Here is a 14,483-nt window from a genome sequence, read left to right as displayed (position 1 = left end):
AAAATATTGTCGAAAACCTGAGCTGTTTTCGATTCTCGCGGGACAAGCCAGATGAAAGCACTTCTTCATCGGCCTTTTCCCAGTCTTCGATTCCATGTCCTCATCTCTTCTGGCCATTCGTCCACGTCATCACTGGATCGGTGTTGCGGTCGTCGCGCTCTTTGCCGCCAGCGCCCAGCCGGCCGCGTTCGCGGCCAGCACCGCCACGTCCCAGCAGGCGCCCGCTGTGCAGCACTACGAAATCGCCGCGGGCCCGCTCGCCACGGCGCTGAACCAGTTCGGCCAGCAGGCGGGCGTGATGATCGCGTATCCGGCTTCGCTTGCCGCCAAGCGCACCAGCCCGGGCTTGCACGGCGATTACCGCGTGGCCGAAGGCCTCACGCGCATTCTGCGCAATACCGGTCTGGCGGCCAGCGCGCAGGACAACGGCAGCTTCACGCTCGCCGAAGATCCCAGCAACACCAGCGCCCAGGACAATGCGATCCTGCCCGCCGTCAAAGTGGATGCATCGGCGATCAAGGCAGGCAGCTATCGCGCGCCCGCCGAGGCCAATATCACGCGCTCCGACACGCCCGTGCTCGACACCGCGCAGGCCGTCAACGTCGTGCCGGCCCAGGTGCTGCACGATCAGCGTCCGCGCAATCTGGACGATGCGCTGGCGAACGTCAGCGGCATCGTGCAGGGCAATACGCTCGCGGGCACCCAGGACACGCTGCTCAAGCGCGGCTTCGGCGGCAATCGCGACGGCTCGATCATGGAAAACGGCATGCCGCTCGTGCAGGGCCGCGCGCTCAACGATGCCGTCGATAGCGTCGAAGTGCTCAAGGGCCCGACCTCGCTGCTCTACGGCATCATGGACCCGGGCGGCGTGGTGAATGTCGTCAGCAAGCAGCCGCGGCTCACGCCGTATCACGCGATTTCAGTGCTTGGATCGACCTATGGACACGGCCGCAACGGCGGCGGCGCGACGCTCGATACCACCGGCCCGATCGGCGATACGGGTCTGGCTTATCGTCTCGTGCTCGATCAGGTCAACGAGCAATACTGGCGCAATTTCGGCGAGCATCGCGAAACGCTGGTGGCGCCTTCCCTGGCGTGGTATGGCCGCGATACGCAGGTCGTGCTGTCGTATCAGTATCGCAAGTTTCTTTATCCCTTCGATCGCGGCACCGCGCTCGATCCGAAGACCAACCAGCCGCTGGCGATTCCCTCGCGCGAACGTCTGGACGAGCCGTTCAACGATATGACCGGCGAGTCGCATCTCGCGCAGTTGCAGGTCGATCATCAGATCAACGCGGACTGGAAAGCGCACATCGGCTATAGCTATAACCGCGAGACCTACGACGCCAACCAGTTGCGCGTGCAAGGCGTGAACAGCACGACCGGCGTGCTTTCGCGCAGCAACGATGCGACGCATGGCGCCGTGAGCACGGACAGCTACGCGACCGCCTACGTGGACGGCCACTTCACGGTGGCGGGCTTGCGCAACGATCTGCAGGTCGGCGTGGACGATGAATATCGCCGTATTTATCGCGCGGATCTGCTGCGCCAGGCCACGCAGTCCACCTTCAATTATCTGAATCCGGTCTATGGACTGGAAAGCCCGTCAAGCACCGTATCGGCCAGCGACAGCGACCAGACCGACACGCTGCACGATGCGTCCGTCTACTTTCAGGACAGTCTGCATCTGGGCGAGAAGTGGATTCTGGTGGGCGGCGCGCGTTACATGACGTACAACCAGATCGCCGGTAAAGGGCGTCCGTTCAAGGCGAATACCGATCTGAGCGGCAATAAATGGCTGCCGCGCGCGGGCGTTGTCTATAAGTGGACCGATACGGTTTCGCTATACGGCAGCTATACACAATCGCTCAAGCCGACATCGACGATCGCGCCGCTGAGCACCGGCGTGGTGATCGATTCGTCGGTGAAGCCCGAAGAAGCCACGTCGTGGGAAGTGGGCGCCAAGATTGCGATGCCCGCGGGACTCACGGGCACGCTCGCCCTCTTCAATATCGACAAATCGAACGTGCTGGTTTCGCAGTACAACGACAGCACCAAGCAGACCGACTGGCGCACCTCGGGCAAGGCGCGTTCGCGTGGTGTCGAGCTCGATGTGTCCGGCCAGATCGGCCAGCACTGGAGCGTGATTGCGAGCTACGCGTATATCGACGCGAAAACGATCGAAGACCCGGAATACGCGGGCAACCGGCTCTGGAACGTCGCGCAGAATACGGCTTCGCTGGCGGCCGTCTATGACTTCGGCACCGTGTTCGGCGGCGATCAGTTGCGTGTGGGGGCGGGGGCGCATTACGTGGGCGCGCGGCCCGGCGATTCGGCCAATAGCTTCACGCTGCCCGCTTATACCGTGGCCGATGCCTTCGCCACTTACGACACGAAATGGGGCGACCACCGCGTATCGTTCCAGCTCAACGTAAAGAATCTCTTCAACAAAACCTATTACCCGTCGAGCGCCAACCGCTATTTCGTAGCGGTTGGCGACGCACGCCAGGTCTCGCTGCTTTCCACCTTCGAGTTCTAATCAACATGACCCGTTCGACCCGCTTTTCGCTGCGTCCTTCGCGACGTCATGCGCTTGTTTCTCTCGCTGCGCTCGCCAGCGCGTTCGCCATGCCCGATGGCCGCGCGCAAACACAGAATGCCGCCCGCGCGGTGTTGATGGTCGTGCAGCTCGACGGTCCGAACATTGCCGTCGACCGGCAAATTGCCGCGCATCTGCAGAATCGCGGCTATCAGGTCCGGCTCGTGAATCAGGACTTCGACCCGCGCGACGCACTGGGCGCGCAACTGGTGATCATTTCGTCGACGGTATCGGCGAAAGACGTGCCGGCCGGCTGGCGCGAAGCGGCCGTGCCCTTGCTGACGTGGGAAAACGATCTGCTCGACGATCTCGCCATGAGCGGCAAACGTCATGACGTCGATTTCGGTGAGGTGGAAAAAGAGCGTTATCTGTGGCTCGTCAATGCGCCGCATCCGGCTTCGGCGGGTCTGCCGGCGGGCGTCGCCAATGTGGTGCGCAAGCAGGCGCCGATGAGCTGGGGCAAGCCCGGACTCGGCGCGTCGATCATCGCGACGATCTATGGACAGCCCGAAAAGGCGGCCATTTTCACCTACGAAAAAGGCGCGACGATGGACTATGAAGCGCTCGCGCCCGCGCGCCGCGTCATGTTCTTTATGGACAATGATTCGTTTCCAAACCTCAGCGCTGCAGGCATCAAACTGTTCGATTCGGCAATCGACTGGGCAGCCGGCGCGGACAGCAAAACGGCCTGATTTCGCCGATGGCGGCCTACTTCAGTTATTTCTGTCTTGACAGAAATAACTGAAGTCCATAAAGTCTGCTCCATGGAACTCACACCGACCGCCGAAAAATTCATCCTGCATTGGGGCGAAATGGGCTCGCGCTGGGGCGTCAATCGCACCGTGGCGCAAATTCACGCCCTGCTCTATCTGCTGGGCCGCCCCGTCGCCGCCGACGAAATTGCCGAGGCTTTAGGTGTCGCGCGTTCGAACGTCAGCACCAGCCTGAAAGAGTTGCAGTCGTGGCGGCTGGCAAAAGTCGTCCACGTGATGGGCGACCGCCGCGATCATTTCGAAACCTCCACGGATGTCTGGGAACTGTTCAAGCTGATCGTCGAAGGCCGCCGCCAGCGCGAAATCGATCCCACGCTGACCGTGCTGCGCGATACGCTCACGAGCCCCGAAATCAAGAACGAAAGCCGCGAAACCGAGCAGCGCATTCGCGACACGCTGGTGTTCATGGAAACCTTGACGACCTGGTCCGACGAGATGCTGCGTCTGAAGCCGGAAACGCTGATGAAGACCCTGGGCATTGGTGCGAAGCTCAGCAAGGTGATTCGCCGCAAGCCTTGAGACGAACGTAGAGGCGGGCCGCCGTGCCCGCGTTTTTTTTGCCCGTATATTTCTGTCTATACAGAAATAACAGTAACAATAGCCAAAACAGACAAAGGGAGAATCGCTGATGAAAATCCTCGTTTGCGGCGCACACGGTTTTGTCGGCGGAACGCTATGCGCATGGCTGGAACGCGAAGGCCATCGTGTTGTGAAAGGCGTGCGTCGCGCTACTCAACCCGATGAGATCCAGATGGATTTCGCCACCGGTCTCGACCCTGCAACGTTGCGCACGCAACTTGAAGGCATCGACGCCGTGATCAATTCCGTCGGCATTCTGCTGGAAACGCGCACCCAGACGTTCGACGCCATCCATACGCGCAGCCCGATCGCATTGTTCGACGCGTGCGCGCAGGCTGGCGTCAAGCGTGTCGTGCAGATATCGGCATTAGGCGCGCAAACGGGCGAAACGCGCTATTTCGCCAGCAAATGCGCCGCGGACCGTCATCTGCAAAGCCTGCCGATCGAGTGGCAGATCGTGCGTCCCGCGCTGGTGTATGGGCCGAACGGTGCGTCGTCGCGCTTCTTTCGCGCGCTCGCGAGCCTGCCTTTGCACGTGCTTCCGGCAGGCGGACATCAATTGCTGCGCCACATTCACGCCGACGATCTCGCGCAAATCGTGATCCGTCTTCTGGAAGCCGATACCCCGGCGCGTCAGACGCTCGATATCGTCGGTGGCGAGGAAGTCGAGTATCGCGAGATGCTGGCGATTTATCGGCAATCGCTTGGATTCGCGCCCGCGTCGCGCATTGCCATGCCTGGCGTCTTGATTGGCACCGCCGCTGTTCTTTGCGATCGCATCCCCGGCGCAATGCTGACGCGCGACACGTGGCGCATGCTGCAGTCCGGCAGCACCGCCGACGTTGCCGATACCACGCGCGTACTGGGGCGCGCGCCACTCGGCTTGAGCCTGTTCATCACGCACGATGCGTTGGCCTTGCGTCGCGAAGCGCTAGAAACCTGGCGATCCTTATTATTTCGTTTCGCGTTGGCGGTGACGTGGATCTGGAGCGCGATCGTGAGCGCGTGGCTTCATCCGCAGGCGCAAAGCCTCGCACTGCTCGCCCGCGTTCATCTGCATGGGACGATCGCACTGGCCGCGCTTTATTCGGCGTCCGCGCTCGATTTTGGCTTCGGCGTGGCCACGTTGCTACGCCCTGGGCGACGGCTATGGCTCGCGCAGATCGCGCTGATCGTCGTGTATTCCGCGATCATCGCCGTCGCGTTGCCCGAACTGCTCACCGATCCTTTCGGCCCGATCCTCAAGAACCTGCCGATCCTCACGCTTCTATTCGTCCTCTTCAGCGAGGACTCGCGATCATGAACGTCTATCTTGTCGTCAAGACCTTGCACATTCTCTCGTCCGTGCTGCTCGTGGGCACGGGTTTCGGCACCGCGTTCTATCTCTACTTCGCCAATCGCACGCGCTCGGTGCCCGTGATCGCCGCAGTGGCGCGACTGGTGGTGCGCGCGGACTGGTGGTTCACCACGCCCGCCGTGCTGTTCCAGCCCGCAAGCGGCGTCTGGCTCGCACACGCTGCGGGCTGGCCGTGGCGCAGCCCGTGGCTGCTGGCCGCGATGGCGCTTTATTTGCTCGCAGGCGCGTGCTGGTTGCCGGTGGTGTGGCTGCAATTGCGTCTGGCCGAACTCGCGCAGGCCGCGCATGAATCCCACGCCACGGTATTGCCCGCGCGTTACTGGCAATACGCGAAGACGTGGGAATGGCTCGGCTATCCGGCTTTCGTGGCGATGCTGCTGGTCTACTTCCTGATGGTGTTCAAGCCCAGTTGAGCTTGCTTACGCCGGTTTCATGCGGGAAAAATGCTTGCCACGCTGGTTTCATCGGCGCCCGCAATCTGCATCGGCGCGCCATAGCAGCGCTCCAGCAGATCGGTACGCATGACTTCGCGCGGCGGCCCGTCGGCGATCACGCGGCCATTGCCGATCAGCACGAGTCTATCGGCGTGACGCGCCGCGAGATTGCAGTCGTGCGCAATCGCCAGCGCGCCGATGTTCCATGCGCGCGTGAGCCTTCTCGCGGTGGCGAAAAGCCGATGCTGCTGCACCAGATCGAGCGCCGCGGTGGGTTCGTCCATCAGCAGATAGCGCGGCGGCAGGCGGTGGCTATCGAGCGTCCACAATTGGGCCAGCGCCCGCGCAAACTGCACGCGCGCGAATTCGCCGCCCGACAGCGTGGTGATGTCGCGATGCGCCAGCGGCGCCACGCCCGCGAGCGCCAGCATGTCGTGCACCAGTACATCGACGGAAAACGGCATCGCTGCGCCGTCGATATGCGCGTAGCGCCCCAGTTGCACGACTTCGCTCACGGACACCGCAAAGCTGTTGGGCACGCTCTGCGCCAGCACGGCGCGCAATTGCGCGAGACGCTGAGGCGCGATGCGGCCCACGTCTTCGCCATTGAGTGTGAGCGTGCCGCCGCTCTCGCGGTCTGGAAAACCCTGCAGCGTAAAGTCGCCCGCAAGCGCCTTGAGCAAGGTACTTTTGCCGACACCGTTCTGCCCGAGCACGACGACAAACTCGCCAGGCGCAACGCTCAGCGAGAAGTCGTCGAAGAGCGGCCTTCCGCGGTAACCGATGCGCAGATTCTGAATCGAAAGCATGATTTATTTCGCCAGTTTTTTAACGCGCTCATCCGCCGAAATGCCGCCGGCTACGCAGAATCAGGACGATAAAGAATGGCGCACCCAGCAGCGCAGTGAGCACGCCCAGCGGAATCTCGGCGGGCGCAACCAGCGTGCGTGCGGCGAGATCGGCAGCCACGGTCAGGAGCGCGCCCAGCAGCATCGCGCCGGGCAAAACCACACGCTGATCCGGACCGCACAGCAGGCGAACGCAATGCGGCGCCACCAGGCCGATAAAGCCGATCTGCCCCGTGCTCGACACCAGCGCGCCCACGGTCAATGCGCTCGCCAATAGTATGGAGTGCTTGACACGTTTGACTGGCACGCCCAGATAGTGTGCCTCCAGTTCGCCAAGCTGCATGGCGTTGAGCGCGCGCGTATGCGCTGCCATCGTCACGATACCGACGATCACGAACGGTGCGATCGCGCTCAACGTCGACCACTTGGCATCGGCGAGACTGCCCAGGCTCCAGAACGTGAGCGAGCGCAGTTGCGCATCGCTGGCCACGTAGGAGAGCGTGCCGATCACCGCGCCTGCAAGCGCATTGGCCGCCACGCCCGCGAGCAATAAAATCGGCAAGACCACACGGCCGTTCGACGAAGCGATGCGGTACACGCCCAGCGTGACGCCTAGCGCGCCCACGAAGGCCGCGATCGCCGTGAGCTGGCTCGAGCCCGGCGCGATGCCGCCTGCGAATACAGCGGGCCAGAATGCGCCCAGATGCGGCAGCAGCGCTGCACCAAACACGATCAGCAGCGATGCGCCCAGCGCTGCGCCGCTCGATACGCCGATCAAACCGGGGTCGGCCAGCGGATTGCGCAGCAACGCCTGCAATGCGCTACCGGCAGCACCGAACCCGGCGCCCACCAGCAGCGCCATCGCCACGCGCGGCAGACGCAGTTCGAGCAGCACGAGCGCGGACCGGTCGGCCTGCGCGCCCGCGTGCAGATCGCCGCTCATGAATGCCTGCCAGAGCGCCGCCGGCGAGATGGGATACGCGCCCATGCATACGGCCGCGAGCACGGTCGCTGCGAGCAGTACGCCAAGGCCCGCGAACACCAGCGGCGCACGCGAACGCGGGCCGCGCGCAACGGGAGACGCGGCCGCCGTGGGCCGCGCGAGTCGAAGAGTTTGCCTGGTCATGACGAAGCGATCAGCGTCCTTCCATGCCGTCACGCTTGCGCGAGACTGCGGTTGAGCGCGCTCACCGCCTCGGGCAGGCGCGGGCCGAAACCGAGCAGGAACAGCGCGTCGAGCGAGACCACGCGTGCCGTGCGCCCCGCGGGTGTGAGCGCGAAACCGGCTGCATCGAGCAGACGTTGTTTGCTGCCAGCGGCTTGAAGCGCGTCGTCGGTGGTGAGCACGATGTCGGGCTGTGCGGCCACCAGCGCCTCGGGCGTGAGCGCGCGATAGCCGGAAAAACCCTGCATCGCGTTGCGCGCGCCGGCGTAGGCGAGCATGGCGTCGGCGGCGGTGTGCTGCCCCGCCACCATCGACTGATTGCCGGCGGGGCTCATGAGGAACAGCACGCGCGGCGGCGGGTTTTTCGCGTTCTTCTGTGCTTCGGCCACGCGTGCCGAAGTCTCGCTCCACGCGCGGTCGAAACGCGCGAGCAAGGTTTGCCCCGCGTTATCGGCATCGAGCGCACGCGCCACGCCGATGATTTTCTCGCGCACCGATGCCACATCGTGACCTTCGCCGAAGCTCACGACCTTCACGCCCGTCTCCGCGACGCGTTGCAGCACCGTTGGCGGTCCCGCTTCGGCCGAGGCGAGAATCAAGGTCGGCTGCAGCGAAAGCAGACCTTCCGCCGATAGCGCGCGCTGATAACCGACCTTGGGCAGCGCCTGCGCTTGCTGCGGCCAGGTGCAGGTCGTATCGGCACCCACAAGCGTATTGGCGCGGCCGAGCGCATAGACGATTTCGCCCAGCGCGCCGCCGATCACGACCACGCGCGAGGCATTCGCGTTGTTAGCGGCTTGACGGGTTTCCTTTTCGGCTGCCCGCGCCAGTCCCGCCAGTCCCCCGAAACCCACGCCCGAGGCCGCGAGCAGCAGACCGCCCGTGCCCATCAGCAGGCGTCGGCGTGTCACATCGAAACGATCGTCGCTCATGCGTCGACTCCTTCATTTGCAGATTCGGGACGCTCGATACGTTCAATACGCGCGAGCCGCTGCACCGCCGCGCGCCAGTCTTCGCGTTCCGGCTGGCCAGGCTTGCGCGCGCCAAACAGCATGGCGATGTTTTCGCCCACTGCATCGAACAGTTCGACCGACGTGACGATGCCGTCGCTGGTCGGCTTGCGCACGACCCATGCGTGCGCAACCAGATTCGTGCGCAGATGCAGGTTGAAATCCGCGTCGAGTACATTGAGCCACGGTCCCATCGTGCGGATCGTCTGCACCGGGCCCGTGTGAATCTGGATCATGCCGGGATTGCCGACGAACACCATGATGGGCAGTTGCGTGCCAGCCGCGTCGTTGAGCAAGGCGTCGATTGCATCGAGCGCGATCGGCTCTGCGTAGGCTTTATCGGCAAGACGCAGCGCCTGCAAACGCGCCACGCCGAATTTACGCAGGACATCGAAGAATTCGTGCGTATCGGTCATTGCGCTCCACGCCGCACGGAAACCGGCCACGTCGATCTGCGCATCGTCGCGTTGCGGCGCGCGCGGCTGCGCGGCTTCAACGCTCAGCCCCGCTTCCTGCGAAGGCGCGGCATACTGCGCGACCAGTGCGTCGAAGGCCGCATGATCGCTGGCATCGCGCAGGTACACCTTGGTGATCGCCACGCCCTGCGCGTCGAAGAACTGCAGGCTCTTGCGCACGCCATCGTCATGGACTTCGCGCACCGCAAACGCCGACGCCCATTTCGCGTAGAAAATCCGCAGATCGATGGCCGGCCCCACCGTCAGTCCGACCGGCCCGGTGCGGCTCATTGTGCCGAAAGTGCCGGTTTTCTCGTGCACGACGGCGTCATTGCGCGTGAGCACCATGACCTCGCCAAGCAGCGGCATCTGCTCGAACAGCGCGGCGAATTGATCGGCGTTTTGCGCGCCCAGCCGCACCACATGTTCGCCGACGAAAGCCGCCAGCGCTTCGCCTTCGCTCACGCCCAGTTCCGCCGCCGCTTCGCGATGGCGCAGCTTGCGCGCGGTGCGAAGCTCGGTAAAGGCCTCGCGCAGCAGTGCCAGCGCAGCGGAATTCGCGTCGGCTAGTTGAGAGGTTTGCGTCATATCGGTCCTGCCTGTTGCATGAATTGAATATCGTCGAGCGTTCGATTGGCGCGCGTCAGAAGTCGATCTTCATCGCTACGTTGAAGTTGCGGCCCGGCGCCGTGTACGCGTCGATCTTCGCCGCGCCGTCGCTGTCCGCGAGTCCGCGCACGTCGTTCCAGATCCAGTATTTGCGGTCGAATACGTTGTCGATGCCGGCCGTCACGCTCACGTGGCGCGTGATGTTGTAGCCCGCGTGCAGGTCGAGGATCGTGTACGACGGCGTCGAGTAGTACGACGAAGTAGACATCGTCGACTTGCTCTTGCGCGAGTTGTAGGTGAGATCAGCGCTCGCGAACCAGCGCTCGGTGGGCGCGTATTTCACGCCCAGCACCACCGCAAGCGGCGGCACCGTGTCGAGGCCCGACGTCACGCCATCTTTGGTTTCCGTGCCGTGAATCCAGGCAAAGCCGCCCTTCACTTCGAGGCTGTCGTTCACGTACCAGTCGGCCTTGCCTTCCAGGCCCTGAATCGAGGCCTTCGAGTAATTCACGTACTGCACCGTGTACGGATTGGTCGCCGACGTCATGCTGCCGCCAATCACCTTGGTGTCGATAAAGTTGCTATAGCGGCCCGCGAATGCCGCGGCGCTGTAGTTCACCTGACCGTGGCCCACGCCCAGCTTGCCGCGCAGCCCCACTTCGACGGAGTTGCTGGTTTCGGGCTTCAGATTCGGATTGCCGACCTGCTGGTAATAGAGACCGTACGAGCCCGCGGGGTTATAGAAGCTGTTGACCTGGTAAGCCGACGGCGCGCGGAAGCCATGCGCGTACTGCACGTAAGGCACGAACGCAGGCGAGACTTCGTAAAGCACCGCAATGCGCGGCGAAATGGCGTTGCCGGTGGACGTGGTGGTCGGTTGCGTCGACGCTGCGGACATCGACTCATAGGTCGCGTCCGGGTGCGGCGTCATGTTGTACCAGTCGAAGCGCAGGCCAGGCACGATGCTCAGCTTGTTCCAGCGGATCTGGTCCTGCACGAAGGCGCCGAAGTTCGTTTGCGTGGTTTTTGGGAATGCCTCCGGGTAACCGGACGACGCCGTGGTCCACTCCGTTCCCGCCGAGCTTGAGGTGCTGTAGTGCGAGACGCTGGCATCGAAGCCGTAAGTCAGCTTGTGTTCCAGGAAGCCGGTCGCGAAGGCGCTATCGGCCACGACGCTGCCGCCCAGAATGTTGTCGCCGTAGTCGTTGGTGCGCGAACGCGATGAGGTCGCGCCACTCGAATTCACGCCGCCGATATCGAGCGTTTGCCGCGTCGATGCATTCCGGTAGTACAACGAAGCATGTAGCTGCTGAAAATAAGGATTGGTGGCGTCGTTATGATCGTAATCGAGTTGAACGCGGTTGCTGTTCACTTCGTTGCCGGTCACATAGCGGTTCGCCGTGTAGCCGCTCCACGTATAGGCACCGCCGAGTTGCGACAGTCCATCGCTTGAATTCGCGTTATTCAGTGTTTCGGCAGTTATTTTCAGCGTGTCGCGCGGCGTCAGTTTGAAAACCAGCTTGCCGAGGGCGCTGCGATTGTTGTACGTGAGCGGGTCCGCTTCCGAACGCGTCGAGCCCAGCGTGTTGCTGTCGCCCTTGTTGTCGGTTTCATGGCCGTGACGACCGGAAAGCGCAATCATGCCCTGCACCACGTCGCCGCCGAATGCTGCCGTGGCCGTCGAGCCCCAGCTTCGGTCGGTCGAATCGTAGCCGGCCTTCAGCGAGAAGTAAGTCGGCTTGTTGTAGATCGAGAGCAGATCGCTCGGGGCCTTGGTCACGAAGTTGACCGCGCCCGTGAGACCGTCGCTGCCGTACAGCGCCGAGGTCGGGCCGCGCAGCACTTCGATACGCTGATAAAGATCCGTATTCAGATAATCGCCGCGCCCGGCCGAGCCCGAACCGAACGCGTACGACTGCGGCAGCGGCACGCCGTCTTCGAGCAGCAGCACCTGGTTGCCTTCGAGACCGCGGATATTGATACCTTCGTTGCCCGCACGCCCCGACGACCCCGTGATGCCCGACGGACGATACGCCGAATGACGCACTTCCACGCCCGGCTCGTACTTGAGCGCGTCCTTGACGTCTTTGGCGTTGTTTTCGTCGATATCGTCGCTGGTGATGACCGAGACCGTGGCCGCCGTGCGATTCGGGTCCGCCGTGCCGCCGCGCGTGGCCGTGACCGAAACGGCCTTGAGCGCCTGCTCGCGGCGCAGCGCGTCGGCGCGCAGGGGCTTCGTGGCGTCGTCGTTCGCTGCGGCGGTTTGCGCGACGACGGCGCTGGCAGCCGCGCTGGTGGCGGCATCGGCGGCGAATGCATGGCTGGCGTACAGCGCGCAGGCTTCGGCGATCAACGCCGGCAACACACGCCGCACCAGTCTCTGTTTGAAGTGCATCTGATCTACCCCGTGGTCTGAATTCTGAGCTGCTGGTCTTCTTACGATTCGAAAGCGGGCTCGATCATAGCCTGGATGCAAATAATTCTCATTTAGTTTTTTACAAAATTGTCAGCATTGGGCGATGCAGGCAGGCGGCGTGCGCGCTTTAGCTCTCGACATCGGCATGGGAAAAGTTCATCTGGATCAGCGGCTTGCGCCATCTTTCGCGGATCGAACGAGCGGCTTTTGCATACATTCACGGATGAATGTTTTGTACCCGGCAATCGTCGGAAAACCCTTGTATGCGTAATGGTTATCTGACGGGTTTTCGCGAAAAATGTCCGCTTGAGGCACCGGATTACGGCTTTCGGGGCCTTTCGGCGCCCAGGCAAACCAGTAAAATCGCGTCATGGATTCGACCGCTACCCCACAACGCCTGACCGACCGCAAACGCGCCGCCATTCTCGAAGCGGCCATCGAGGAATTTCTCGCGGCCGGTTATGACGCAACCAGCATGGACCGCATCGCCGCCCGCGCGAGCGTCTCCAAGCGCACGGTCTACAACCACTTCCCGAGCAAGGAAGCGCTGTTCGCCGCCATCATGATGCGTCTGTGGGACGCCAGCGAAACCGGCGAGCCGCCCGCCTACCGCGCGGCCGAACCGTTGCGCCCGCAACTGCTTGCGCAACTCCGGCGCAAGCTGCGCCTGATGGCCGATGAGTCGTTTCTGGCGCTCGCGCGCGTGGCGATCGCCGCCGGAATTCACTCGCCCGAGCGCGCCCGCGATATGGTCGCGCGCATGGGCGAGCGCGAAGAGGACATGACGGTGTGGATTCGCGCAGCCGCCGCCGACGGCCGCCTGCGCACCGACGATCCGCTATTCGCCGCGCAGGAATTGCAGGGGATGGTGAAGGGTTTTGCGTTCTGGCCGCAGGTGACGATGGGCCAGCCGCCGCTGGACGAAGCGGCTCAGGCGCGTGTCGCCGAAGCCGCCGCCGATATGTTCCTCGCGCGCTACGCGTGAACGCCCGCCGTGTCTGAGGCGTGTTTGCGCACCTGGGTGCGCTCGCGCCAGAACCGCCACGCGAGCCAGCCCGCCAGCGCCTGCGCGACAATCACGAAGCCCACGCAGCCGCTCCAGCCCCACGCACGCCACGCCGGCACGGGCAGCACCGAACCCAGGCTGCCGCCCAGGTAATAGAACGAGAGATACAGGCCGATGGCCGTGGGCCGCGCCGCTCCGGCGCTCTGCGAAATGAACGCATTGGCGGCGGCCTGCTCGACGAACACGGCGGTCGATCCCAGCGCGAGCCCGACGAGGATCGGCACGAGTCCGTGCGCGAGCGTGAGCAATGCGCCCGCCAGCCCGAGCCACATCGCCCAGAGCGCCAGATCGCGCGGCGAACGCTTGCGTGCGATGCGCCCCGCGAGCGGCGTCACCACCATCGCCAGCAGAAAGACCGCATAAATCGCGCCGATCTGCGCCGTGCCGAAGTTGTACGGCGCTTGCGCGAGGCGCAGCCCGGCGAACGTGAAAGTCGCCACTTGCGAAGCCAGCACGCAGGCGCCAAATCCGAACGCCGCGAGCAAATGCGGCTGCATCAGCAGTTGCAGACGCGACGGCAGCCGCTGATCCGCCGCCCGCGCTTCAACGCGTACGCGCGGCATGGCGGGCAGGCAGGCGAAGATCCCCACGCCGGCCACGAGGCTCAGCATCGCCACCACGTCGAGCGCGTGCCGCCAGCCCAACGCCGCCACGCACGCATTCGTCACGAAACGCCCCGCAAAACCGCCGAGCGTCGTGCCCGCCACGAACAGCGCACTGACCTCCGCCGTCTCTTCGCGCGAAAAACACTCGCCGATCATCGAAACCGAAATCGCGAAGATAAACGGCATCAGCAAGCCCACCGCGAAGCGCGCGGCCAGGAACGAGGCGAAGCCGCCCGCCTGCGCGGCCCACAACGCGGGCAGCGCCGACGCCACCGCCGCGCCCGCGATCACCGTGCGGCGCGCGAACGGCTCGGCCAGCGCCCCCACGAATGGCGCGATAATGGCGACGGCCAGCGTGGTGGCGCTAACGCCCTGCCCCGCGCGCTCGGCGCTCACGCCAAACGCCGCCGCAAGTTCGCGCAGAATGCCCTGCGTGGCGTAGAGATTGAAAAAGGCCGCGCAGCCGCACAAGAAGAACGCCGCGCGCAAAGGCTTGCCAGACATGAAGGGTTTCCGTGACGATAGCGTCCTGCCAGTCTGCCGGGCGCACGCGCGGCGGGCCAATAC

The 14,483-nt window shown here is 63.8% G+C and carries 12 protein-coding genes; 6 read left to right on the top strand and 6 right to left on the bottom strand.

Annotation, left to right across the window (positions count from 1 at the left end; all coding sequences use genetic code 11):
• The first annotated feature begins 94 nt into the window (after window positions 1-94).
• The 5 genes from U5A67_RS16725 to U5A67_RS16705 all read left to right on the top strand — a co-directional run bounded on the left by U5A67_RS16725 (window position 95) and on the right by U5A67_RS16705 (window position 5,721).
• The gene (locus tag U5A67_RS16725; RefSeq protein ID WP_321815316.1) at window positions 95-2,539 is read left to right on the top strand and encodes a TonB-dependent receptor; all 2,445 of its coding nucleotides are present in this window, start codon (window positions 95-97) and stop codon (window positions 2,537-2,539) included.
• Between the two features lie 5 nt (window positions 2,540-2,544).
• Window positions 2,545-3,291 (top strand): hypothetical protein, encoded by a 747-nt coding sequence (locus U5A67_RS16720; protein ID WP_321815317.1) that lies wholly within the window; start codon window positions 2,545-2,547, stop codon window positions 3,289-3,291.
• 72 nt (window positions 3,292-3,363) lie between these two features.
• The gene (locus U5A67_RS16715; protein WP_205987261.1) at window positions 3,364-3,891 is read left to right on the top strand and encodes a GbsR/MarR family transcriptional regulator; all 528 of its coding nucleotides are present in this window, start codon (window positions 3,364-3,366) and stop codon (window positions 3,889-3,891) included.
• Between the two features lie 109 nt (window positions 3,892-4,000).
• Entirely contained in the window at window positions 4,001-5,254 is a 1,254-nt protein-coding gene (locus U5A67_RS16710; protein ID WP_321815318.1) for an SDR family oxidoreductase, read from the top strand.
• Window positions 5,251-5,721 (top strand): DUF2269 family protein, encoded by a 471-nt coding sequence (locus tag U5A67_RS16705; RefSeq protein ID WP_205987259.1) that lies wholly within the window; start codon window positions 5,251-5,253, stop codon window positions 5,719-5,721. The genes U5A67_RS16710 and U5A67_RS16705 overlap by 4 nt, the downstream gene beginning before the upstream one ends.
• A 17-nt stretch (window positions 5,722-5,738) precedes the next feature.
• Here the strand turns inward: U5A67_RS16705 and U5A67_RS16700 are convergent, their stop codons facing one another.
• The 5 genes from U5A67_RS16700 to U5A67_RS16680 are packed head-to-tail and all read right to left on the bottom strand — an operon-like array spanning window position 5,739 to window position 12,224.
• Window positions 5,739-6,551 carry an ATP-binding cassette domain-containing protein gene (locus tag U5A67_RS16700; protein ID WP_205987258.1) on the bottom strand — a complete coding sequence of 271 codons (813 nt, stop codon included), beginning with the start codon at window positions 6,549-6,551 and terminating at the stop codon, window positions 5,739-5,741.
• Between the two features lie 28 nt (window positions 6,552-6,579).
• Window positions 6,580-7,716: an iron ABC transporter permease gene (locus tag U5A67_RS16695; protein WP_321815319.1), complete on the bottom strand. Its 1,137-nt coding sequence runs from the start codon at window positions 7,714-7,716 to the stop codon at window positions 6,580-6,582.
• Window positions 7,717-7,745: 29 nt separating this feature from the next.
• Window positions 7,746-8,687: a heme/hemin ABC transporter substrate-binding protein gene (locus U5A67_RS16690; RefSeq protein ID WP_321815320.1), complete on the bottom strand. Its 942-nt coding sequence runs from the start codon at window positions 8,685-8,687 to the stop codon at window positions 7,746-7,748.
• Complete coding sequence (locus U5A67_RS16685) at window positions 8,684-9,808, bottom strand: hemin-degrading factor (RefSeq protein ID WP_321815321.1); 1,125 nt, start codon at window positions 9,806-9,808, stop codon at window positions 8,684-8,686. Before U5A67_RS16685 ends, U5A67_RS16690 begins: the two co-directional genes overlap by 4 nt.
• Window positions 9,809-9,863: 55 nt before the next feature.
• Window positions 9,864-12,224: a TonB-dependent hemoglobin/transferrin/lactoferrin family receptor gene (locus U5A67_RS16680; protein ID WP_321815322.1), complete on the bottom strand. Its 2,361-nt coding sequence runs from the start codon at window positions 12,222-12,224 to the stop codon at window positions 9,864-9,866.
• Between the two features lie 391 nt (window positions 12,225-12,615).
• On the opposite strand from U5A67_RS16680, the gene U5A67_RS16675 reads away from it, so the two are divergent.
• Window positions 12,616-13,230, top strand: a complete 615-nt coding sequence (locus U5A67_RS16675; RefSeq protein ID WP_205987253.1) for a TetR/AcrR family transcriptional regulator — start codon at window positions 12,616-12,618, stop codon at window positions 13,228-13,230.
• On the opposite strand, the gene U5A67_RS16670 is transcribed toward U5A67_RS16675, so the two are convergent.
• Window positions 13,221-14,420, bottom strand: coding sequence for an MFS transporter (locus U5A67_RS16670; RefSeq protein WP_321815323.1), 1,200 nt, complete (start codon window positions 14,418-14,420; stop codon window positions 13,221-13,223). The genes U5A67_RS16675 and U5A67_RS16670 overlap by 10 nt on opposite strands.
• Window positions 14,421-14,483: the final 63 nt, after the last annotated feature.

The organism is Paraburkholderia sp. J69-1, from assembly GCF_905220255.1.
Taxonomy (GTDB): Bacteria; Pseudomonadota; Gammaproteobacteria; order Burkholderiales; family Burkholderiaceae; genus Paraburkholderia.
This window is presented reverse-complemented; position numbering and strand designations above follow the sequence as displayed.